Source organism: Sphingobium sp. EM0848 (genome assembly GCF_013375555.1).
Taxonomy (GTDB): Bacteria; Pseudomonadota; Alphaproteobacteria; order Sphingomonadales; family Sphingomonadaceae; genus Sphingobium.
This window is the reverse complement of sequence record NZ_JABXWB010000001.1, coordinates 856,230-876,761: the sequence shown is the minus strand read 5'-3', so window position 1 is coordinate 876,761 and position 20,532 is coordinate 856,230. Positions and strand designations below refer to the sequence as shown.

Below are 20,532 nucleotides of genomic sequence, written 5' to 3'. Positions count from 1 at the left end.
CGTCAGAAAGCGGCCAGCGCCGCCTCGATATCGTCCATCGTCACGATGCTGCGCACGGTTGCGTCGGGCGCGATGCGCTTGACCATCGGCCCCACGACCTTGCCGCCCAGCTCGACGAACTCGGTCACGCCCGCGTCCCACATGGCCGCCACGGATTCGCGCCAGCGTACCCGGCCCGTCACCTGCTCGACCAGACGCGCCTTGATCTCTTCAGGATCGGCGATGGGCGCGGCCAGCACATTGGCATAGACCGGCAGCAGCGGCGTATTGATCGCCGCCTTGCCCAGAGCCTCCGCCATCGCCTCGGCAGCGGGCTGCATCAGCGGGCAGTGGAAGGGCGCCGACACCGGCAGCAGCACGCCGCGCTTGATCCCATGCTCCTTCACCAGAGCCACCGCGCGCTCAATGGCGCCGCGATGGCCGGAAATCACCACCTGCGTCGGGTCATTGTCGTTGGCGATGGTGCAGACCTCGCCCTCGGCCGCTGCATCGGCCAACGCCTGCGCCTTTTCGATGTCCGCGCCCAGCAGCGCCGCCATCGCGCCCTCGCCCACCGGCACGGCCGCCTGCATCGCCTGCCCGCGCAGCTTCAGCAGCTTCGCGGTGGTGCCAATGTCGAAAGCCTCCGCCGCGCACAGCGCGCTATATTCGCCCAGCGAGTGTCCGGCGACGAAATCGCCCTTCTCCGCCAGCGAGAAACCGCCCTCCTTCTGCATCACGCGCAGCGTCGCCAGCGCGTTCGCCATGATCGCGGGCTGCGCATTTTCGGTGAGCGTCAGGTCGCTTTCCGGCCCTTCCACCATGATGCGGAACAAATGCTGCGACAGGGCGTCATCAACCTCCTGAAACAGTTCCTTCGCTGCCGGACTCGCCTCGGCCAGCGCCTTGCCCATGCCGACCGACTGGCTGCCCTGCCCCGGAAAAAGAAATGCCCTCATCATCCACCTTCTGACACGCTGGCGCTCCAAAAGCGCAATTTATCAAAGCCGTTACACTTTGAGACACAAATGCCATTGAGGCATCCGCCTCACTGCCTCACCATGAAATCGTGCGTCCCTTTAACGATGACGGAGTGCAAGGAAAAGGTGCGATATAGCAAGGCTTGGATCGCCGGAACGGCAATGGCCCTCTCGGCCTGCGCGGCCGGCCCCGATTATCGCGCCCCGGCCCCGGCTGCGCTCGGCGTGCCCGCGACCTACAGCCAGGGCAATGCAACTCCGGTCGACGAAACGGAACTGGCCAACTGGTGGACCCGCCTCAACGATCCGGCGCTGAGCGCGCTGATCGACCGCGCCATCGCCAATAATCCCGACATCGTGCAGGCGCAGGCCCGGCTGCGTCAGGCGCGGGAGTCGCTGCGTCAGGCCAATGCCGCCTTCCTGCCGCAGCTCAGCGGATCAGCCAGTGGCGGCAAGAACTACACCAGCCAGACGTCGGCCAATCGTTTCGATTCGAACGGCGTGCCGATCAGTTCCAGTTCCAGCCACTGGTCGAGCAGCTATTCGGTCGGCGCCAATGCGAGTTGGCAGATCGACCTGTTCGGCGAACTCTCCCGCTCCGCCGAAGCCGCGCGCGCCGATCTGGCGGCATCGGGCTATGACCTCGCCAATGTCCGGATGACGATCATCTCCGAACTCGTCACCAACTATGTGCAAGCCCGGCTCGCGCAGGAGCAGCTTCGCGTCGCCCGCGAAACCCAGACGATCCAGCAGGACAATTACAAGATCGCGGACTGGCGGCTTCAGGCGGGCCTCGTCTCCGCTCTGGACGAGCAGCAGGCCAAGGCGCAACTCGCCCAGACCAACGCCACCATCCCGCAACTGGAGGCCAGTCTGAAGGGCAGCCTCAACCGCATCGCCGTGCTCACGGGGCAGGCGCCGGGCGAAGCCACCCGCACGCTCGAAACCCCCGCGCCGATCCCCACGGCCTCCACCGACATCGCCATCGGCATCCCCGCCGACACGCTGCGCCAGCGCCCTGACGTCCGCTCCGCCGAGCGCGCCCTTGCCGCCGCCACCGCACGCATCGGCGTGGCGCAGGCCCAGCTTTACCCCTCGCTCGGGATCAGCGGAAACATCGGCACCACCTCCAACGCGTTCAAGGACCTGTTCAGCCTCATCACCGGCGGCGTCTTCGCCAATGTCGCGCAGACGATCTTCGACGCCGGGCGCCGCGTCTCCCAGGTCCGCTCGCAAAAGGCCGCCACCGACGGCGCCTTCGCCGCCTATAAGAAAAGCGTACTGACCGCCCTGGAGGATGTGGAAAACGCCATGGCCTCGCTCGCCAGCGCCCGCGCCCGCAAGACCGAGTTCGCCACCGCCTATGAAGCGTCCAACAACGCCGCAATCATGGCCCGCAGCCAGTATCAGTCGGGTCTGATCGACTTCCAGACGCTTTCGACCACCGAAAACACGCTTTTGAGCGCCCGCAACAGCCTTGCCTCGGCGCAGTCCGATGAGGCCCTCGCCATCGCCCAACTCTACAATGCATTGGGTGGCGGCTGGCAGAATATGGAAAACCGCCCCCAATGAGCAATGAGATGACCAAGGATCAGGACCTCGACGATTTTCTGGGCGCGCGCCCCGAAAAGCCGTGGCGCAATTGGGCGATCCGGGGCGGCATCGGCCTTGTCCTTCTGATCCTGATATTGCTCGTCGCGCGCTGCTTCGCGGGTGAGGACAAACCCAATTACGCCACCCGCGAAGCGCGCAACGGCGACCTTACCGTCACCGTGTCGGCCACGGGGAACCTGAAGCCCATCAATCAGGTCGATGTCGGCTCCGAACAGTCGGGCAAGATCACGGCGATCTATGTCGACGTCAACGACCGCGTGACCAAGGGGCAGAAGCTCGCCGAACTCGATACCCGCCGACTGGTCGACTCGGTCAACCAGACCCGCGCGCAGGTTTCCTCCGCTCAGGCCAGCGTCGCGCAGGCGCAGGCGCAGGCGGCACTGGCCAAGGCGACGCTCGACCGGCAGCTCAACGTCTACAGGCTGTCCGGCGGCCGCGTCCCGGCGAAGACCGAACTGGATTCGGCGCGCGCCACCTATGAATCCGCGCTCGCCACGCTCCGCTCCGCACAGGCGCAGGTGAAGGTGTCGCGGGCCGGCCTTGCAACGGCCCAGACCAACCTCTCCATCGCCCAGATCGTCTCGCCCGTCACCGGCGTCGTGCTGTCCCGCGATATCGAGCCGGGCCAGACCGTCGCGGCCTCCTTCAACGCCCCGGTCCTCTTCACCATTGCGGAGGACCTCACCAAGATGGAGGTCGAAGTCTCGGTCGATGAAGCCGACGTCGGACAGGTCAAGGAAGGCCAGACCGCCAATTTCTCGGTCGACGCCTTCCCCGGCCGCACCTTCCCGGCGAATGTCACGCGGGTCAATGTCGGCTCGAACAGCTCCAGCAGCTCGTCGTCATCCTCCTCCACGACCACCACGAGCAGCACCACCGGCACCGTGGTCGCCTATACCGCGGTGCTGTCGGTCGACAATCGCGGCGAGACATTGCGCCCCGGCATGACCGCGACGGCGGATATCGTGACTCAGGAACTGCATGACGTGCTGCTCGTCCCCAACAGCGCGCTGCGTTTCAAGCCCAGCAGCGGCAACAAGGGCGGCGGCATCACCAGCCAGATCGTCCCCGGCCCGCGCCGCTTCCGTCAGGGCGGCAACCAGCGGCAGGTCAGCTTCGGCATCGGCAGCAGCCAGACCGTCTATGTCGTGGACGCGGACGGCAATCCCAAGGCGGTCAACGTCACCGTCGGCGCCAGCGACGGCGCGCGCACCGTCATCACCGGCGGCGACCTGAAACCCGGCATGAAGGTCATCACCGGACAGCTTGCCAGCGGACAACAGGCGCCCGCCGAAGACCAGAATGGCGATCAGGGCGCCAAGGGCGACCGCAATCGCGGCACCGGCCGCAAGAGCGGAACCTGAAATGACCGCTGATCCCATCATCTCCCTGCGCGGCGTTACCAAGGTCTATGGCTCCGGCCCGACCGCCTTTCAGGCCTTGAAGGGCATCGACCTCGACATTGCGCAGGGCGATTTTGTGGCGATCATGGGGCCGTCCGGCTCCGGCAAGTCGACGACGATGAACATATTGGGCTGCCTCGACGTGCCCTCGGCCGGAGAATTTCTGTTCAAGGGCCGCCATGTCGAAAAACTCGACCGCGACCAGCGCGCCCTGCTGCGCCGCCGTTATCTCGGCTTCGTGTTCCAGGGCTTCAACCTGCTCTCCCGCACCACGGCGCTGGAGAATGTGGAACTGCCCCTGCTCTATCGCGGCGAGGACAAGAAGACCCGCCATCGCGCCGCCCTGACCGCGCTCGACAAGGTGGGCCTGAAGGACTGGTGGGACCATACGCCAGCCGAGCTTTCCGGCGGCCAGCAACAGCGCGTCGCCATCGCCCGCGCCATCGTCACCCAGCCTGATGTGCTGCTGGCCGACGAACCGACCGGCAATCTCGATTCGGAACGCTCGGTGGAGATCATGGAACTGCTGACCGACCTCAACCGCAACAGCGGCATCACGGTCCTGATGGTGACGCATGAACCGGACATGGCCGCCTTTGCCCGCACCATCGTTCACTTCAAGGACGGCCTGGTCGACGGCATCGAAAATGGGGTGAAGGCCTGATGCTGGGCACCACCGTCATCCTCGCCTTCCGCGCGATCAACCGGCACAAGCTGCGCAGTTTCCTCACCACGCTGGGCATCATCATCGGCGTGGCGGCGGTCGTCACCATGGTGACGCTGGGCAATGGCGCGACCGCGGCTGTCCGCGAACAGATCAGTTCGCTGGGCGCCAATGTCCTGCAATTGCGCCCCGGTCAGGGCTTCGGCCGGGGCGGCGGCGGCCCGCGCCCGCCCGATTTCAAGCCGCAGGATCTGACCGCCATCGAAAACCAGCTCACCGGCGTCCGCGCCGTCGCGCCGATGGTCCAATCGAGCGGCACCGCCATCTATGAAGGCAGCAACTGGTCCACCACCGTCTACGGCACCACCGCCGCCTATTTCGAGGTGCAAAGCTGGAAGGCCGACACCGGCCGCCTGTTCATGCCGGAAGAGGAAGAGGCCGGCAAACCCGTCTGCATCATCGGCAATACGGTCCGCACCAACCTGTTCCAGGGCAATGACCCGGTCGGGAAGCGCATGCGGATCAAGGGCGTGTCCTGTCAGGTGATCGGTGCACTCGCCACTCGAGGACAGGGCGGCTTCGGCGATCAGGACGATGTCGTCGTGATGCCGATCAAGTTCGTCCAGCGCCGCTTTACCGGCGACCGCGACATCAGCCAGATCCTGGTCGCGGTGGACGACGCCTACGACACGGCCACGGTCCAGACCAGCCTTGAGGAACTCATGCGCGAGCGGCGCAAGATCAAGCCCGGCACGGAGGATAATTTCAACGTCTTCGACACCAAGCAGATCAGCGACACACTGACCGGCACCACCACTATCCTCACGCAGATCGTCGCGGCGGTGGCGGCGATCTCGCTGCTGGTCGGCGGTATCGGCATCATGAACATCATGCTGGTGTCCGTGACGGAGCGCACCCGCGAGATCGGCATCCGCCTCGCCATCGGCGCCGTCGCCCGCGAAGTGCTGATGCAATTCCTGGTCGAGGCGATCGTGCTCTCCTGCCTTGGCGGCCTGATTGGCCTGTTCCTGGCGCTCATCGCCTCGGTCGTCATTGCGCCGCTGATGCAGGTGCCGTTCCTCTTCGACATAAAGGTGAACCTGATCGCGTTCCTCTTCTCGGCCGCGATCGGCGTCGTCTTCGGCTATTTCCCCGCCCGCCGCGCCGCCGCGCTCAATCCGATCGACGCGCTGCGCCATGAATAGAGGTTACATTTCGCGACAGCTTTGCCGCGCTCCGGCATAATCCTGAGACACCTGCCTCCTAAGACCCTTTCCATGCCGCCCCGCCGGGCACGCATGGAAAGGGAAGCCCGTGAAGACCATCGCTCTCAGCCTGACCGCCACCGCCCTGCTGATGGGTGCCAGCATCGCAGCTTTCGCCACGGCCAAGTCCGACGCGCCTGCTCCGCTGCTGGAGGGCAAGGACCGTCCTATCCTCCTGAAACGCATAATCGTCACGGCCACCCTGCTCCCCAGTTGACCTCCTCCCCTCCCTCCCTTCGCCCCGGACCACTTCCGGGGCTTTTCTTGTAGAAAAACAGTGGCTTTCTGAACCGATGTTCAGACTAATTCCACTTCTGTTACAATTTCCGACAAACTGCGCCGCGTTGCGACACATCCCTGCGACGAGCGCCTCCTAAATCTGTTTTCAACGCCGGACAGCGGCGCCGAGATTGAAAGAGGAGCAACAAGATGATGAAGAAGTTTCTGATGGCCCTGGCCGCAACCACCATGGTCGCCAGCCCGATGATCAGCGTGCAGGCGCAGGCCGCCCCGCATCGCGAGGAAACCCGCATCGTCAAGCAGGGCCCGCACGGCCGCACCGTGGTCCAGCAGAAGACGGTCGTTCGCAAGGATGACCACCGCCGCTGGGCCAAGGGTCAGCGCTTCGACCGCCGCTATGCGAACAACTATCGCGTGATCGACAATTATCGCGGTTACAAGCTGAAGGCCCCGCCGCGCGGCTATCACTGGGTCCGCTCGGGCAATGACGCGGTCCTGGTCGCGATCACCAGCGGCATCATCGCCTCGGTCATCACCGGCGCGATCCGCTAGAGCATTTTGAAGCCAGCTGGAACAGCTGGCGGCTCGCAAAATGCGGCAAGCAAGAATCACCAGAAACGCCCCGGAGATCGTCTCCGGGGCGTTTTGCTTTTATCTGTCCGTTATTTCCGAGCCGTGAAATGGTCCATTTCACTTGAAATCACTTATGTCAGCCCTGTCAGATAATAGACCGCGATCACCACGAAGACGGTGAAGGTCTTGATCAGGGTCAGCGCGAAAATATCCTTATAGGCCTGCCGGTGCGTCAGCCCGGTCACCGCCAACAGGGTGATGATCGCCCCATTATGCGGCAGGCTGTCCATCCCCCCACTCGCCATCGACGCCACCCTGTGCAGCACCTCGCGCGGAATCCCCGCCGCATCGCCCGCAGCCGCGAACTGCTCCGCCATCGCGGCCAGCGCAATCGACAGCCCCCCCGAAGCCGATCCGGTAATCCCGGCGAGCGATGTCACGGTGATCGCTTCATTGACCAGCGGATTGGGCACCGCCTTCAACGCCTCCTTGACCAGCAGAAAGCCCGGCAGCGCCGCAATCACGGCCCCGAACCCATATTCGACCGCCGTATTCATCCCGGCAAGCAAAGCGCCACCGACCGCTGCCCTCGACCCATCGGCAAAACGCCGCGCCACTGCGGGGAAGGCGAACAACAGGATCGTCGCGATCCCCATCAGCAACGCCCCTTCCACCGCCCAGAGCGCCGCCACCTGCGCCACCTTCACCACCAAAGGCTCGGTCAGGCCCGCCAGCGACACGCTGACCTCCTCCCCCGACACCATGCGCGGAATCACCATGGTCAGCGCCAAATTGCCCAGCCCCACCACCAGCAAGGGCAGCAAAGCAATCAGCGGATGCGTGCGCCCCTCCCCCTCATCCACCGCTTCCGGTTCGTTCACCAATGTCTCGGGCGCGCCATAGCCCTCTCCGGCCGCCTTCATCGCCCGCCGCCGCCAGCCAAGATAGGTCAGCCCCAGCCCCATGATGCAGGCCGAGCCGATCAGTCCCAGCACCGGCGCCGCCCAGGCGGTCGTCCCGAAAAAGCTCGTCGGAATGATATTCTGGATCTGCGGCGTCCCCGGCATCGCGTCCATGGTGAAGGTGATCGCGCCAAGTCCGATGGTCGCAGGCACCAGCCGCTTGGGAATATCCCCCTGCCGGAACATCTCGGCGGCAAAGGGATAGACGGCAAACACCGCCACGAAGACCGAAACGCCGCCATAGGTCAGCAGCGCCGTCACCAGCATGATCGCCGGGATCGCCCTATGCGCGCCCACCAGGGCGATCACCGCCGTCACGATGGAACGCGAAAAGCCCGAAATCTCGATCAGCTTGCCAAACATCGCGCCCAGCAGGAAGACCGGGAAATAGAGCTTCAGGAAACTCCCCACCTTCTCCATGAACAGCCCGGAAAACACGGCCGGAACCGCCGCGGGATCGGTCAGGAACACCGCCAGCATCGCCAGCAGCGGGGCCATCAGGATGACGCTCATCCCCCTGTAGGCCGCAACCATCAGCAATATCAGCGACAGCGCCGCGATCCCGACCGCCATCCCGCCCTCCCCTTTCGTTCGAATATCTTGCCCGCCACGATAGAGAGAAAGACCGGGCGCACAAGCAGGGCCGGCGCCGTGGAAATGACGGCATTTGCTGCACCGATGCCCACTTGCCTTTCGCCCGCATTTCCGTCATAGGCGCCGCTTCGCACGGCCACGGGGTGACTCGGGGCCGCGCGGATCAATGCTTGAGACGACAGCCGGAGGGGCGTTCCACATGGGGTGGGCGTCAGCGATCGGCCAACAGATGAGGCAATACCCATGGCTCTTTATGAGCATGTGTTCCTTGCGCGCCAGGATCTGGCACAGGCGCAGGTGGACGCTCTGGCGGAAACCGCCACCAAGATCGTCGAGGAAAATGCTGGCAAGGTGACCAAGGTCGAAACCTGGGGCCTGCGTTCGCTCGCGTACAAGATCGCCAAGAACCGCAAGGCTCACTATGTGATGCTGAACATCGACGCCCCCGCCGGTGTCGTTGCGGAACTGGAGCGTCAGACCCAGATCAACGAAGACATCATCCGCTACATGACCATCAAGGTCGATGAGCTGGAAGCCGGCCCGTCGGTCATGATGCGCAAGCAGGAACGCGCTGAGCGTGGTCCGCGCGGCGATCGTGGTGACCGCGGCGATCGTGGCCCGCGCCGCGAGCGCGAAGAAGCCCCGGCTGGCGAATAAGGAGATCTGAAACATGGCACGCCCGTTTTTCCGCCGCCGCAAGAGCTGCCCCTTCGCCGCCAAGGATGCGCCGAAGATCGATTATAAGGACGTCCGTCTGCTCCAGGGCTTCGTGTCCGAGCGCGGCAAGATCGTCCCCAGCCGCATCACCGCGGTGTCCGCCAAGAAGCAGCGTGAGCTGGCCCAGGCCATCAAGCGCGCCCGTCACCTGGGCCTGCTGCCCTACATCGTGAAGTAAGGGAGAAAGACCCATGGAAATCATTCTCCTTGAGCGCATCGAGAAGCTGGGCGCCATCGGTGACGTCGTCACCGTGAAGGACGGCTATGCGCGCAACTACCTTCTTCCCAACAAGAAGGCCCTGCGCTCCAACGCCGCCAACAAGAAGGTCTTCGAAGCCAACCGCGCGAAGATCGAAGCCGACAACGCCGCCCGCCGCTCGGACGCCGAAAAGGCTGCCGAAGGCGTCAACGGCAAGCAGATCGTCCTGATCCGCCAGTCGTCCAACGCCGGCCACCTCTACGGTTCGGTCGCCGTCCGTGACGTCGTCGAAGCGCTGCACGCTGACGGCGTGACCAACGTCACCAAGGCGATGGTCGTGCTGGAACGCCCGATCAAGACGCTCGGCCTGTTCGACGTCAAGGTCGCGCTGCACCCCGAAGTCGCCGTCACCATCTCGGTGAACGTCGCGCGTTCGCCGGAAGAAGCCGATCTGCAGGCGCAGGGCGTCGACGTGATGGCCGACCTGTTCGAAAAGGACGAGAGCGGCTTCACCGAAGATTACGATCCGAACGCGGAACCGGGCGAGATCGCCGTGGAAGCCGAAGAAGCTCCGGCCGAAGAAGCCTGAGTTTCAGTATCGGACTGAGCAGAGAAGCCGCCCCTCGCCGGGCGGCTTTTTTGTTTTGCGAGAAAATGCCTTCCGGCAAGCTGGCAAGAATGCCCCCCTCTTCCACGCCAATTCACTTTAAGTTCCCGCAAATTGCGAGCCGTCGACTGTTCCAGCGGACTTAGGAATGTTCTATGCCCATCGCCATGTCCCCCGCCCGGAGCAAGAACCTGCTACCGCGCCGCGCCCGCATCCTGATGCGTCGGCACGGTCCCGAAGCGATGATCTCGCGGCGCAGGGTCGCCTATTTCACCGACGTCGTGCGCGCCGACTTCGCCGCCCAGTGAGCATTTTCCGCTCTCCCCCGATCCTCGCGGCGCTCGCCCTGCTGCTCGCATCATTGCTCATCTTCTGGCCCGGCATCGCCAGCTTTGACACGGCGGTTCAATATCAACAGGTGCTGAGCGCGAGCTATGACGATTGGCATCCGCCGATCATGGCCCGCCTCTGGACAGCGCTTTCCTTCACCGGCCCCGGCACCTCGCCCCTCTTCATTGCGCAGATGGCCGCCTATTGGTTTGGCCTCGCCCTGTTGGCACACGCGATTGGTGGCCGCCGGGCCGTCGCCTTGCTCGCTATCGGCGCGACCCCGTTCCTGCTCGGCTGGCTCGCCATCGTCATCAAGGACAGCCAGATGATCGGCGCGCTCAGCCTCGCCACGGGCCTGATCGCGCATTATCGCCTGCGCGACCGGCCGATGCCGATCCCGGCTCTGGCTATCGCGATCCTTTGCCTGACCTATGCCACGCTGGTCCGCGCCAATGCGGTCTTTTCCACAGTCCCGCTGGCGATGCTGCTGATACCGCGTCCCACGGGAACCATCGCCCGATTTTTAACGATGATCGCCGCCATCCCCGCAATCCTGCTCCTGTCGCAGCCGATCAACCACGGCCTGCTCGGCGCGCGGGATAGCGGAGTCACCCGGACCCAGCCCCTGTACGATCTTGCGGGCATCGCCGTGCGAACCGGCGACCCGTCCGTCGGAGGCCTGCCCCCCTCCGCCATCCAGACACTGATCCAGCACCATTGTGTCAAACCCCTGTTCTGGGACCCGATCGGCAATAGCCCCGCCTGCGAAGCCACCACCAAAGCCTGGCAGAAACGGCCCGTCAGCCAGCTTTATGCCGATCTCGCCAAGGCAGCGCTGCGGCACCCCTTCGCCTATCTCGCCCACCGCTTCGCCCATCTGAACTCCACGGAGCGCTGGCTGGTCCCGCTGCACTGGCCGCTCGCCGGACCGCCGGCCATGGCGGAACCCAATAATCTGGGCCTCGCCAATCCTGCCTGCTGCGCCGCCATCCGCTGGCAGGGCATCGCCGCCCGGCTGGTCGAAACACCGCTGGCATGGCCGATCCTCTGGGTCGCCGCTGCGCTCTGGGGGCTGTGGCTCGCCACGTCCGAAACCGATAGCCCCCAACGACGCCTCGCCCTCGCGCTCTTCCTCTCCGCCTTGTTTCAGGAGGCCAGCTTCGCGGCGATCAGCATATCCTCCGACCTGCGCTACCATCTCTGGGCCATGTTCGCGACGGCCCTTGGCTGGCTGATTCTGCGCCCCCGCCGCCCATGGCTCCGCCGGACCATGCCCGGCGCGCTGGCCATCGCGGCGCTGCTGATCACCGGCACGATCGCGCGCATCGCGCTGCCCCCGCCGCCAACCCGCTATGCCGACCTTATGAACTGACCCCCTGTCCGCTCCCCCCTTGGGGCCTGTCAGCTTTGCAATCCAAATCCTATCACCCCTTTCTCCCTCCCCCGCCTTGCTCTATGGCGGCAGCAATATTCCCAAGGGGAACGAAGACTTGATCCTTGACCTTGCCGCCGCCGCATCCGGCGCCATCCGTTTCGACCAGCTCGGCCTCAGCCCGGTCGCGCTCGACCTCGGCTTCTTCACGCTGAAATGGTACAGCCTCGCCTATCTGGCGGGCATCCTGATCGGCTACTGGTATCTGCTGAAGCTGATCGCCCAGCCCGGCTCGCCCATGGCGCGCCGCCATGCCGACGACATGATCTTCTACGCAACGCTGGGCATCATCATCGGCGGGCGGCTGGCCTATGTCTTCTTCTACCAGCCGGAAATCCTCCAGCATCCGTTGGACATCTTCAAGCTGTGGAATGGCGGCATGTCCTTCCATGGCGGCGCGATCGGCGTGTCGCTCGGCATCCTATACATGGCGCGCAAGGAAAAGCTGAGTTGGCTGCGCATCCATGATTTCGTCGCCTGCTGCGTTCCCTTCGGTCTGTTCTTCGGCCGTCTCGCCAATTTCGTGAACGGGGAATTGTGGGGCAAGGAAACCGACGTGCCCTGGGCGATGATCTTCCCGACCGGCGGCCCCTTCCCTCGCCACCCCAGCCAGCTTTACGAGGCCTTTTTCGAAGGCATCGTGCTGTTCCTGATCCTCGCCTTCGCCTTCTGGAGGACCCGCGCCCGCTACAAGCCCGGCATGCTCGTGGGCATATTCCTCTTCTGCTACGGCATCTTCCGCTTCGGCGTCGAATATTTCCGCGAAGCCGACGCCCAGCTTATGGAATTCGCCGCCCGCACTGGCCTGCACATGGGCCAGTGGCTCTGCGTGCCGATGATCCTTGGCGGCCTCTACCTGATCGTCACCGCCAAGGGGCGTCGGGTCAGGGTGGAACCGATCGCAGGCAGCGCGAGTGTCAGCTGAACTCAGCCTTTCAGAGCGGCTGGCGCGCCAGATTGCGTCGGGCGGCCCGATTTCGGTCGCCCATTATATGGCGGAGGCGAACCAGCATTATTACGGCACCCGCGACCCTCTCGGCGCGGCGGGCGATTTCACCACAGCCCCCGAAATCAGCCAGATGTTCGGGGAGTTGATCGGCCTCTGCCTCGCCGACGTCTGGATGCGATCGGGCAGCCGTCCGGAAATAAATTATGTCGAACTCGGCCCCGGTCGCGGCACTTTGGCCTCCGACGCGCTGCGGGCCATGGCCAGTGCGGCGCTCCATCCCCGGGTCCATTTCGTCGAAACCAGCCCCAGCCTGCGGGAAAGGCAGCGGGCGCTGGTCCCCAATGTCCTCCATCATGACGCCGTTTCCGGCCTGCCCGAACAAGGGCCGCTGCTGGTGGTCGCCAATGAATTTTTCGACGCGCTGCCCGTTCGGCAACTGGTCCGCACAGGCGACGAGTGGCGCGAGCGGGTGGTCGTCCGGCCCGATCCCGACGAACCGGATCGCTTCGCCCCCATGGCCGGCTATCGCCGTGTCGAAGCCGGCATCCCCACCATGGCTGCCGACGCGCCGGAAGGCACGATTCTGGAAATGCCGCTCGCCGGGTCGGCCATTGCGCTCGAACTGGCCCATCGCATCCTGCGGCAGGGCGGCGCCGCAATCATCATCGACTATGGCTATGAAGGCCCCGCCACCGGCGACACACTCCAGGCGGTCCGTGCGCATCGTTTCGCCGATCCTTTTCTGGAGCCGGGCGAAAGCGACCTTACCACCCATGTCGATTTCACCATGCTCGGCAATATGGCGCGTCAGGCCGGGCTTCGGGTGACGCGAACCGTCGGTCAGGGCGCGTTCCTGCGCCAGCTTGGCATAGACGCCCGCGCCGACCAGCTTAGCCGCACCGCTCCCGCCCGCGCGGAAGAGGTGGAGGCTGCCCGCCACCGGCTGACGGCCGATGACGCCATGGGAACGCTGTTCAAGGCGATGGCCTGGGTTCACCCCGACTGGGCAGACCCGGCGGGTTTTGAGGGCTGAAAAGCCCTCAATCCTCCTGATGATAGCGGCTCAGGCGGCGGATAAAGCCGATCAGGCCGGTCTGGCGGCTGCGCTTCATCCGTTCGGCATGCAGGATCGTCTGCACCCGCTGGAAGCAATCCTCCGCATCGACATTGCAGAGGACATAATCATAGCCGTCCCAATGCGCGATCTCACCCGCTGCACGCGACATGCGGCCCTCGATCACTTCCTCGCTGTCGGTCGCCCGCCCGCGCAGACGCCGCTCCAGTTCCTCCATCGACGGCGGCAGGATGAACACGCGCACCACGTCACCGCCCGCAATCTGGTGCAATTGCTGCGCGCCCTGCCAGTCGATGTCGAACAGCACGTCCCGCCCGCTCTTCAGCATCGCCTCGACCGGCGCGCGCGGCGTGCCATAGCGCTGGCCGAAAACATGCGCCCATTCAAGGAACTCATGATCGGCGGTCATCCGCCGGAATTCCTCCAGATCGACGAAATGATAATCCTTGCCCTCGACCTCGCCCGGCCGCATCGGCCGCGTGGTCGCGGATACCGACATCGCCAGATCCGGCTCGGCGGCAAGCAATTTGTGCGCAATGGTGGATTTGCCGGCGCCGGAGGGCGATGAAAGAACGAAAAGGACGCCGCGGCGCTTGAAATCGGGCGTCTCGATGGAGGTGCTGTCGGCCATGGCCGCTAGTGCCGCCATGGACGGCATTTGGCAAGAGGAACTATCGGGGCGTTTATTGGCTGTAACCGGATTTGCGGCACCGAAAATGCGCTTTCGCGCATTTTCCAAACGAACTCTATCCTTTGCGGGCCTTGCGCGCTTCCTCGATCAATATGGGTTGGGCGCTCTGGTCCGGCAAAGCCTTGGCCTGGCGCTTCCGATCAGCCTCCCGCTTCGCCTCATAAAGCTTGCCCGCCATATAGGCGCCCGTCACGAACAGCGCGCCCGCCGGATAGCGCATGATCAGCCGCTTGGCGCCCATGCCCGCCAACAGCCCGATCACACCCTTCTTGCCGGTATCCGCCGCGACCCGCGCCGCCACCACCGTCGCCCCGACACGCGCCGCCTTTTGCAGCAGACTGGACTTGCGCGGCGGACGGCCCTTGGTCGGCGCCTGATCGATTTTCTTTTTCATAAGGCGTTAATGTACCGCATATCAGTCGGTTCCACCATGTTGATCTGGATCAGACCATATTCTCCGGCCGCACCAGCCGGTCGAAGGTCGCTTCATCGACCAGCCCCAAAGCCAGCCCCGCTTCCTTGAGCGTCAACCCCTGGACATGCGCATATTTGGCGATCTTCGCCGCATTGTCATAGCCGATCTCCGGCGCCAGCGCCGTCACCAGCATCAGTGACCTGTCGACCAGTTCGGCGATCCGTTTCTCATTCGCCTCCAGCCCCTCGATGCAGCGTTCCGCGAAACTGTCCATCCCGACGCTGAGCAGATGGATCGAGCGCAGCACCGCAGCCCCGATCAGCGGCTTGAAGACATTGAGCTCCATATGGCCCTGCAGCCCGCCGACAGTCACCGCCTGATGATTGCCGATGACCTGCGCGGCCACCATGGTCAGCATCTCGCACTGGGTCGGATTGACCTTGCCCGGCATGATCGAGCTGCCCGGCTCATTGGCGGGCAGGTCCAGTTCGCCAAGGCCGGATCGCGGCCCGGACCCGAGCAGGCGGATGTCATTGGCGATCTTGGTCAGCGCCACGGCCAGCGTCGCGAGGGTGGAGGACAGATGCACCAGCGGATCGTTGGAGGCCAGCGCCTCGAACTTGTTGTCGGCGGTGCGGAACGGCAGGCCGGTCAGCACGCCGATTTCCTGCGCAATCGCCACGTCGAAGCCTTTGGGCGCATTCAGCCCGGTGCCGACCGCCGTGCCCCCCTGCGCCAGAGCCATCATGCCATGCAGGACCGCCGGCTCGATCCGCTTGCGACTGCGGTAGAGTTGATGGACGTAGCCGGAAAATTCCTGCCCCAATGTCAGCGGCGTCGCATCCTGCAAATGGGTGCGCCCGATCTTCACGATGCCGTTCCAGGCGGCAGCCTTGGCATCGAGCGCCGCATGAAGCCGGTCCAACGCCGGAAAAAGCCGCCCCGTCACCGCCCGTGCCGCCGCGATATGCAGGGCCGTGGGAAAGCTGTCGTTGGACGACTGGCTCATATTCACATGGTCGTTGGGATGAACCGGACTTTTCCCGCCGCGCTTGCCGGTCAGCGCCTCATTGGCGATTCCCGCGATCACCTCGTTCACATTCATGTTGGACTGGGTGCCGCTGCCCGTCTGCCAGATGACGAGCGGGAACTGATCGTCATGACGCCCTTCGATCACCTGGGCGGCTGCCGCCTCGATCGCATTGGCCAGATCCGAGTCGAGCCCATGGCCCCGGTTCACCCGCGCCGCGGCCTGTTTCACGATCGCCAGCGCATGGACGATGCCGATCGGCATCCGCTCATGGGCGCCAAAGGGGAAATTCTCTATGCTGCGCTGGGTCTGGGCGCCCCAATAGGCGCTGGCCGGAACGTCTATGACGCCGATGCTATCGGACTCTGTGCGGCTATCGCTCAAGATCGGGCACTCCCTTGATGATGGGGCGCCGCCAATCTGGGGAGCTGTACGCTCCGATTCCAGCGCTTATTTCTTCTTTCCGAAATCCACCGTGACGACATTGGAGCCGTCTTCCTTCGTCACCTGCGGCGCGTCGTTTTCCGCCTCTTCATGCGGTTCGGGCGCCGTGTCGGACTGAACCTGGAACTGAAGCGCGAAATTCACCGCCGGATCGACGAAAGCCGTGATCGCGGCAAAGGGAATCTGCAGATGCGCCGCAACCTGGTTGAAGGTCAGGCTGACGCCGAACGCATCGTCGCTGACCTTCAGGTCCCAGAATTTATTCTGGAGGACGATGGTCATCTCATCGGGAAAGCGTTCGACCAGATGGCGGGGAATATCGACTCCGGGCGCCTGAGTCTTGAAGGTGATGTAGAAATGATGCACGCCCGGCAGACCGCCCGATTGCTGGACTTCGCCCAGCACGCGGCCGACCACGGCACGCAGGGCTTCCTGCACGATTTCGTCATAGGGAATCAGGCTGTCGGGCAGGTCGTCACTCATGCGCCATTGTCCTAACGACGCCGTGGCGCTGGTCAAGTGCGCCCCGGCACATTCAACACCACATTGCATGCCGCCCCCACTTCGGTATAGGGCGCAGCCATGCGCACGGCCGACATTCACCGCAACACTGCGGAAACGCAGATCGACGTGACCGTCAACCTCGACGGCACCGGCATCTATACCGTTTCGACGGGCATTGGCTTCCTCGACCATATGATCGAGCAGCTGTCCCGCCACTCGCTGATCGACATGAATGTGAAGACAGTCGGCGATCTTCATGTGGACCAGCACCACACGACCGAGGACACCGCTATCGCCATTGGCGAGGCGATTGCCAAGGCGCTGGGCGACAAGCGCGGCATTTCCCGCTACGGCAGCGTCTATTCCCCGATGGACGAAACGCTGACCCGCGTATCGCTCGACATTTCGGGCCGCCCCTGGCTGGTGTTCAAGGCCCCCTTCACCGTGCAGCGCATCGGCGAATGGGACACGGAAATGATCGAGCATTTCTTCCACAGCTTCGCGCAGGCGGCTGGGATCACGCTGCACATCGAAAATTTCTACGGCAGCAACAACCACCATATCGTGGAAAGCTGCTTCAAGGGGCTGGCCCGCGCGCTGCGGCAGGCGGTGGAGATCGACCCGCGCAAGGCCGACGCCATCCCGTCGACCAAGGGGATGCTGTGACCATTCTGGCCCTGATCGATTACGGCGCGGGCAACCTTCATTCGGTGCATAACGCCCTGCGCAAGGCGGGAGCGGACAATGCCGTCATCACCGCCGACGCCGATCTGGTGGCGAAGGCGGACCGCATCGTCCTGCCCGGCGTGGGCGCCTTCCGCGCCTGCCGCGATGCGCTGGTCGCGATTCCCGGCATGGTGGAGGCGATGAACGAAGCCGTGCACCGGCGCGGCGTGCCCTTTCTGGGCGTGTGCGTGGGCATGCAATTGCTGGCCGATGCCGGGGAGGAATTCGGGCGACATGAGGGGCTGGGCTGGATTCCCGGCACCGTGCGGCTGATCGAACCGAAGGACCCGGCGATCAAGGTGCCGCATATGGGCTGGAACGACGTGACCCTGCGCGGCAACCCGCCGTTGCTGGAGGCGGGGGAAGCCTATTTCCTGCACAGCTATCATTTCGACGTGGCGCAGAACGATCATATCGCCGCCGTGACCGATCATGGCGGCCCGCTGGTCGCCGCAGTGGCGCGCGATACGATCATCGGCTGCCAGTTCCACCCGGAAAAGAGCCAAAGCTATGGCCTTTCCTTCCTTTCCCGCTTTCTGGAGTGGCGTCCATGAGCCTCATCGTTTTTCCCGCAATCGACCTCAAGGGCGGACAGGTCGTCCGTCTGGCGGAGGGCGACATGAACCGCGCCACCGTCTATGGCGATAATCCCGCCGCACAGGCGCAACTGTTCGCGCAGGCGGGCGCCCAACATCTGCATGTCGTCGATCTCGACGGCAGCTTTGCCGGTCACGCGGTCAATGCCGAAGCGGTCGAGGCGATCGTCGAAGCCTTTCCGGGCCATGTGCAACTGGGCGGCGGCATCCGCAATCGCGAAGCGGTGGAGCGCTGGTTCGACCTTGGCGCCTCGCGCATCGTGATCGGCACGGCAGCGCTGAAGGACCCTGAATTCGTCAAGGCGGCCGCCCGCGACTTCCCCGGCGGCATCGTCGTCGCGGTCGATGCACGCGACGGCTTTGTCGCGACCGACGGCTGGGCCGAAAAGTCCGACATGCCGGTCGTCGACCTTGCCCGCCGGTTCGAGGATGCGGGCGTCGCCAGCCTGCTCTTCACCGATGTCGGCCGCGACGGCCTGCTCAAGGGCTGCAATATCGAGGCGACCGTCGATCTGGCGCGCGCCACCGACATTCCGGTGATCGCCAGCGGCGGCGTGGCGGGGATCGCGGATATCCGCATCCTCAGCCTCCACGCCGATGAAGGCATTGAGGGCGTGATCACCGGCCGGGCGCTCTATGACGGGCGGCTGGACCTCAAGACCGCGCTGGCCGTGGCGCAGGCGGCGGCATAAGATGACCGTCCGCACCCGCGTCATTCCCTGCCTCGACGTCGCCAATGGCCGGGTGGTCAAGGGCGTCAATTTCGTCGATCTGCGCGATGCGGGCGATCCGGTCGAGCAGGCCAAGATCTATGACGCGGCCGGGGCGGACGAACTCTGCTTCCTCGACATCACCGCGACCCATGAGGCGCGCGGCACGATCCTCGACGTGGTGCGGCGGACCGCAGAGGTCTGCTTCATGCCAGTGACGGTCGGCGGCGGCGTGCGCAGCCCGGAGGATGCGCGGGCGCTGCTGCTCGCGGGCGCGGACAAGGTGGCGGTGAACAGCGCCGCCGTCGCCCGGCCCGAAGTCGTCGCCGACATCGCCGACCGCTTCGGCAGCCAGTGCATCGTCGGCTCCGTCGATGCGCGGCGGGTCGGAGAAGGCCGGTGGGAAATCTTCACCCATGGCGGGCGCAAACCGACCGGCATCGACGCGCTGGAGCATGCGATCCGGCTGGCGGAACTGGGCGCGGGAGAACTGCTCGTCACCTCCATGGACGGGGACGGGACCAAGGCGGGCTACGACCTTGCCCTCACCCGCGCCATTGCCGATGCGGTGTCGGTCCCGGTGATCGCCAGCGGCGGCGTCGGTACGCTGGAGCATCTGGTGGAGGGCGTGATCGAAGGCCATGCCAGCGCCGTGCTGGCGGCCTCCATATTTCACTTCGGTCAACACACTATTGCTGAGGCGCATCAGGCGCTTGCGGCGGCAGGCGTGCCCGTCCGGGCGGGCTGAACGCAGCTTTTCGTCGCCCGTGAGTGGGGAAGAAATCAGTTTTCATTTGACGGCCCGCGCGCGCGGCGCTTGATGGCGCCATGCGCGCGACCCTTTTCGATCTTGAACGGACCATCCGCCAGCGGCGGCAGGCTGACCCTTCCCAAAGCTATGTGGCCAAGCTGACCGCCAAGGGACGCGGCAAGATCGCCCAGAAAGTGGGTGAGGAGGCCGTGGAGACGGTGATCGCCGCCATGGCATCCGACCGTGAGGGCGCAATCGGGGAAAGCGCGGACCTGCTGTTCCACCTCATCGTGCTGCTGGCGGATCTCGACATATCGCTCGACGATGTGCTGGATGAACTGGACCGGCGCGAAGGCGTTTCGGGGATCGCGGAAAAGGCTTCGCGCCCAGCCGATTGATCCGACCCGGCCGGACGCGAAAAACTGTTGCCGATCCGGCCTTTGTCCTTCAGCCTCTCATTTCAGGAGAGGACAGGAGGGCATATGATCAAGACCATATTGGGCGGCCTGATCGGCGGAGTCGCCATGTATCTTGTCGGGTTCATCTTCTGGGGCACGCCACTCAGCGCGCTTGCCTTTCATCGCGCGGACGCCGGAGCGAGCGGCGCGCTGCAAGCCGCCATGGCGCAGACGCTGACCCCATCGGGCACCGGCGTCTATGTGATTCCCGATCCGGCGACCGCGCAAGGCACCGTGCTCTATGGCAAGGGGCCGGTGGCGATGGTCTTCTACAATAATAGCGGCTTTCCGGTGACGGACCCCGGAGCCTTGATCGGCGGACTGATGCTGGCATTGGTCGTGGGCCTTCTGATCGCGCTGATGCTGCGCTTTGTGAGCAGCGATTTCGGCGTGCGCGCACGGCTGAGCATCATGTTCGCACTGGTTGCCGTGCTGTGGCTGCATGTCGGGCAGGCCGTGTTCAACCATGCGCCCTGGGGATATATCCTCTATCTCGCCTTCAGCGATTTCATCGCGCTGACGGCGGCAGGCCTGATCGCGGCGAAGCTGATGGAGGGCAGGAACGCCTCCGCTTCACAGCCGGGGAACGGACAGACGATGCATTAGGCTGCTCGATTCCGCCCC

The 20,532-nt window shown here is 64.5% G+C and carries 25 protein-coding genes; 19 read left to right on the top strand and 6 right to left on the bottom strand.

Annotated features, from left to right (window positions below; all coding sequences use genetic code 11):
* Positions 1 to 2 precede the first annotated feature (2 nt).
* Positions 3 to 938, bottom strand: coding sequence for an ACP S-malonyltransferase (fabD, locus tag HUK73_RS04255; RefSeq protein ID WP_176592808.1), 936 nt, complete (start codon positions 936 to 938; stop codon positions 3 to 5).
* A gap of 126 nt (positions 939 to 1,064) precedes the next feature.
* On the opposite strand from fabD, the gene HUK73_RS04250 reads away from it, so the two are divergent.
* The 6 genes from HUK73_RS04250 to HUK73_RS04225 all read left to right on the top strand — a co-directional run bounded on the left by HUK73_RS04250 (position 1,065) and on the right by HUK73_RS04225 (position 6,697).
* Positions 1,065 to 2,531: an efflux transporter outer membrane subunit gene (locus tag HUK73_RS04250; protein ID WP_176590789.1), complete on the top strand. Its 1,467-nt coding sequence runs from the start codon at positions 1,065 to 1,067 to the stop codon at positions 2,529 to 2,531.
* Positions 2,528 to 3,937, top strand: coding sequence for an efflux RND transporter periplasmic adaptor subunit (locus HUK73_RS04245; protein WP_176590788.1), 1,410 nt, complete (start codon positions 2,528 to 2,530; stop codon positions 3,935 to 3,937). The genes HUK73_RS04250 and HUK73_RS04245 overlap by 4 nt, the downstream gene beginning before the upstream one ends.
* Position 3,938: 1 nt before the next feature.
* The gene (locus HUK73_RS04240; protein WP_176590787.1) at positions 3,939 to 4,640 is read left to right on the top strand and encodes an ABC transporter ATP-binding protein; all 702 of its coding nucleotides are present in this window, start codon (positions 3,939 to 3,941) and stop codon (positions 4,638 to 4,640) included.
* Positions 4,640 to 5,845 (top strand): ABC transporter permease, encoded by a 1,206-nt coding sequence (locus HUK73_RS04235; RefSeq protein ID WP_176590786.1) that lies wholly within the window; start codon positions 4,640 to 4,642, stop codon positions 5,843 to 5,845. Before HUK73_RS04240 ends, HUK73_RS04235 begins: the two co-directional genes overlap by 1 nt.
* Positions 5,846 to 5,954: 109 nt before the next feature.
* Complete coding sequence (locus HUK73_RS04230; protein WP_176590785.1) at positions 5,955 to 6,122, top strand: hypothetical protein; 168 nt, start codon at positions 5,955 to 5,957, stop codon at positions 6,120 to 6,122.
* Positions 6,123 to 6,334: 212 nt separating this feature from the next.
* Positions 6,335 to 6,697, top strand: a complete 363-nt coding sequence (locus HUK73_RS04225; RefSeq protein WP_176590784.1) for an RcnB family protein — start codon at positions 6,335 to 6,337, stop codon at positions 6,695 to 6,697.
* A gap of 152 nt (positions 6,698 to 6,849) precedes the next feature.
* Here the strand turns inward: HUK73_RS04225 and HUK73_RS04220 are convergent, their stop codons facing one another.
* Entirely contained in the window at positions 6,850 to 8,253 is a 1,404-nt protein-coding gene (locus HUK73_RS04220; protein ID WP_176590783.1) for a GntP family permease, read from the bottom strand.
* Positions 8,254 to 8,517: 264 nt separating this feature from the next.
* Between HUK73_RS04220 and rpsF the strand changes: the two genes are divergently transcribed.
* From rpsF to HUK73_RS04185, 7 genes are all read left to right on the top strand, one after another.
* Positions 8,518 to 8,931: a 30S ribosomal protein S6 gene (rpsF, locus tag HUK73_RS04215; protein WP_176590782.1), complete on the top strand. Its 414-nt coding sequence runs from the start codon at positions 8,518 to 8,520 to the stop codon at positions 8,929 to 8,931.
* A gap of 13 nt (positions 8,932 to 8,944) precedes the next feature.
* Complete coding sequence (gene rpsR / locus HUK73_RS04210) at positions 8,945 to 9,169, top strand: 30S ribosomal protein S18 (RefSeq protein WP_004212076.1); 225 nt, start codon at positions 8,945 to 8,947, stop codon at positions 9,167 to 9,169.
* A 13-nt stretch (positions 9,170 to 9,182) separates the two neighbouring features.
* On the top strand, positions 9,183 to 9,779 hold the full coding sequence (gene rplI, locus HUK73_RS04205; protein ID WP_176590781.1) for a 50S ribosomal protein L9: 597 nt from the start codon (positions 9,183 to 9,185) through the stop codon (positions 9,777 to 9,779).
* 173 nt (positions 9,780 to 9,952) lie between these two features.
* Positions 9,953 to 10,105, top strand: coding sequence for a hypothetical protein (locus tag HUK73_RS04200; protein ID WP_176590780.1), 153 nt, complete (start codon positions 9,953 to 9,955; stop codon positions 10,103 to 10,105).
* The gene (locus HUK73_RS04195; protein ID WP_176590779.1) at positions 10,102 to 11,499 is read left to right on the top strand and encodes a hypothetical protein; all 1,398 of its coding nucleotides are present in this window, start codon (positions 10,102 to 10,104) and stop codon (positions 11,497 to 11,499) included. The genes HUK73_RS04200 and HUK73_RS04195 overlap by 4 nt, the downstream gene beginning before the upstream one ends.
* 118 nt (positions 11,500 to 11,617) lie before the next feature.
* Positions 11,618 to 12,484 (top strand): prolipoprotein diacylglyceryl transferase, encoded by an 867-nt coding sequence (gene lgt, locus HUK73_RS04190; RefSeq protein ID WP_176590778.1) that lies wholly within the window; start codon positions 11,618 to 11,620, stop codon positions 12,482 to 12,484.
* The gene (locus tag HUK73_RS04185) at positions 12,474 to 13,541 is read left to right on the top strand and encodes an SAM-dependent methyltransferase (protein ID WP_176590777.1); all 1,068 of its coding nucleotides are present in this window, start codon (positions 12,474 to 12,476) and stop codon (positions 13,539 to 13,541) included. Before lgt ends, HUK73_RS04185 begins: the two co-directional genes overlap by 11 nt.
* A gap of 7 nt (positions 13,542 to 13,548) precedes the next feature.
* Here the strand turns inward: HUK73_RS04185 and gmk are convergent, their stop codons facing one another.
* The 4 genes from gmk to HUK73_RS04165 form a co-directional block, all read right to left on the bottom strand.
* On the bottom strand, positions 13,549 to 14,214 hold the full coding sequence (gene gmk / locus HUK73_RS04180) for a guanylate kinase (protein ID WP_176590776.1): 666 nt from the start codon (positions 14,212 to 14,214) through the stop codon (positions 13,549 to 13,551).
* A gap of 115 nt (positions 14,215 to 14,329) precedes the next feature.
* Positions 14,330 to 14,668 carry a hypothetical protein gene (locus tag HUK73_RS04175; protein ID WP_176590775.1) on the bottom strand — a complete coding sequence of 113 codons (339 nt, stop codon included), beginning with the start codon at positions 14,666 to 14,668 and terminating at the stop codon, positions 14,330 to 14,332.
* 49 nt (positions 14,669 to 14,717) lie between these two features.
* On the bottom strand, positions 14,718 to 16,103 hold the full coding sequence (gene fumC / locus HUK73_RS04170; protein WP_176590774.1) for a class II fumarate hydratase: 1,386 nt from the start codon (positions 16,101 to 16,103) through the stop codon (positions 14,718 to 14,720).
* A 66-nt stretch (positions 16,104 to 16,169) separates the two neighbouring features.
* Positions 16,170 to 16,646, bottom strand: coding sequence for an SspB family protein (locus HUK73_RS04165; RefSeq protein WP_176590773.1), 477 nt, complete (start codon positions 16,644 to 16,646; stop codon positions 16,170 to 16,172).
* 99 nt (positions 16,647 to 16,745) lie between these two features.
* Between HUK73_RS04165 and hisB the strand changes: the two genes are divergently transcribed.
* From hisB to HUK73_RS04135, 6 genes are all read left to right on the top strand, one after another.
* On the top strand, positions 16,746 to 17,333 hold the full coding sequence (gene hisB / locus HUK73_RS04160; protein WP_176590772.1) for an imidazoleglycerol-phosphate dehydratase HisB: 588 nt from the start codon (positions 16,746 to 16,748) through the stop codon (positions 17,331 to 17,333).
* Positions 17,330 to 17,947 (top strand): imidazole glycerol phosphate synthase subunit HisH, encoded by a 618-nt coding sequence (gene hisH, locus HUK73_RS04155; protein WP_176590771.1) that lies wholly within the window; start codon positions 17,330 to 17,332, stop codon positions 17,945 to 17,947. Before hisB ends, hisH begins: the two co-directional genes overlap by 4 nt.
* A complete protein-coding gene (gene hisA, locus HUK73_RS04150) occupies positions 17,944 to 18,681 on the top strand; it encodes a 1-(5-phosphoribosyl)-5-[(5-phosphoribosylamino)methylideneamino]imidazole-4-carboxamide isomerase (protein ID WP_176590770.1) in 738 nt (245 codons plus the stop codon). Before hisH ends, hisA begins: the two co-directional genes overlap by 4 nt.
* A gap of 1 nt (position 18,682) precedes the next feature.
* The gene (gene hisF / locus HUK73_RS04145; protein ID WP_176590769.1) at positions 18,683 to 19,447 is read left to right on the top strand and encodes an imidazole glycerol phosphate synthase subunit HisF; all 765 of its coding nucleotides are present in this window, start codon (positions 18,683 to 18,685) and stop codon (positions 19,445 to 19,447) included.
* A gap of 80 nt (positions 19,448 to 19,527) precedes the next feature.
* Entirely contained in the window at positions 19,528 to 19,848 is a 321-nt protein-coding gene (locus tag HUK73_RS04140; RefSeq protein WP_176590768.1) for a phosphoribosyl-ATP diphosphatase, read from the top strand.
* 84 nt (positions 19,849 to 19,932) lie between these two features.
* Positions 19,933 to 20,514, top strand: coding sequence for a hypothetical protein (locus HUK73_RS04135; RefSeq protein ID WP_176590767.1), 582 nt, complete (start codon positions 19,933 to 19,935; stop codon positions 20,512 to 20,514).
* Positions 20,515 to 20,532 lie beyond the last annotated feature (18 nt).

Bases quoted from the DNA above. Each gene is read 5' to 3' on its own strand.
- hisA (WP_176590770.1), top strand. From the start codon at position 17,944: ATGAGCCTCATCGTTTTTCCCGCAATCGACCTCAAGGGCGGACAGGTC.
- HUK73_RS04220 (WP_176590783.1), bottom strand. From the start codon at position 8,253: ATGGCGGTCGGGATCGCGGCGCTGTCGCTGATATTGCTGATGGTTGCG.
- HUK73_RS04200 (WP_176590780.1), top strand. From the start codon at position 9,953: ATGCCCATCGCCATGTCCCCCGCCCGGAGCAAGAACCTGCTACCGCGC.
- hisF (WP_176590769.1), top strand. From the start codon at position 18,683: ATGACCGTCCGCACCCGCGTCATTCCCTGCCTCGACGTCGCCAATGGC.
- HUK73_RS04140 (WP_176590768.1), top strand. From the start codon at position 19,528: ATGCGCGCGACCCTTTTCGATCTTGAACGGACCATCCGCCAGCGGCGG.
- rpsF (WP_176590782.1), top strand. From the start codon at position 8,518: ATGGCTCTTTATGAGCATGTGTTCCTTGCGCGCCAGGATCTGGCACAG.
- HUK73_RS04250 (WP_176590789.1), top strand. From the start codon at position 1,065: ATGACGGAGTGCAAGGAAAAGGTGCGATATAGCAAGGCTTGGATCGCC.
- gmk (WP_176590776.1), bottom strand. From the start codon at position 14,214: ATGGCCGACAGCACCTCCATCGAGACGCCCGATTTCAAGCGCCGCGGC.
- HUK73_RS04245 (WP_176590788.1), top strand. From the start codon at position 2,528: ATGAGCAATGAGATGACCAAGGATCAGGACCTCGACGATTTTCTGGGC.
- hisB (WP_176590772.1), top strand. From the start codon at position 16,746: ATGCGCACGGCCGACATTCACCGCAACACTGCGGAAACGCAGATCGAC.
- rpsR (WP_004212076.1), top strand. From the start codon at position 8,945: ATGGCACGCCCGTTTTTCCGCCGCCGCAAGAGCTGCCCCTTCGCCGCC.
- HUK73_RS04240 (WP_176590787.1), top strand. From the start codon at position 3,939: ATGACCGCTGATCCCATCATCTCCCTGCGCGGCGTTACCAAGGTCTAT.
- HUK73_RS04235 (WP_176590786.1), top strand. From the start codon at position 4,640: ATGCTGGGCACCACCGTCATCCTCGCCTTCCGCGCGATCAACCGGCAC.
- HUK73_RS04135 (WP_176590767.1), top strand. From the start codon at position 19,933: ATGATCAAGACCATATTGGGCGGCCTGATCGGCGGAGTCGCCATGTAT.
- HUK73_RS04165 (WP_176590773.1), bottom strand. From the start codon at position 16,646: ATGAGTGACGACCTGCCCGACAGCCTGATTCCCTATGACGAAATCGTG.
- rplI (WP_176590781.1), top strand. From the start codon at position 9,183: ATGGAAATCATTCTCCTTGAGCGCATCGAGAAGCTGGGCGCCATCGGT.
- fabD (WP_176592808.1), bottom strand. From the start codon at position 938: ATGAGGGCATTTCTTTTTCCGGGGCAGGGCAGCCAGTCGGTCGGCATG.
- HUK73_RS04225 (WP_176590784.1), top strand. From the start codon at position 6,335: ATGATGAAGAAGTTTCTGATGGCCCTGGCCGCAACCACCATGGTCGCC.
- HUK73_RS04175 (WP_176590775.1), bottom strand. From the start codon at position 14,668: ATGAAAAAGAAAATCGATCAGGCGCCGACCAAGGGCCGTCCGCCGCGC.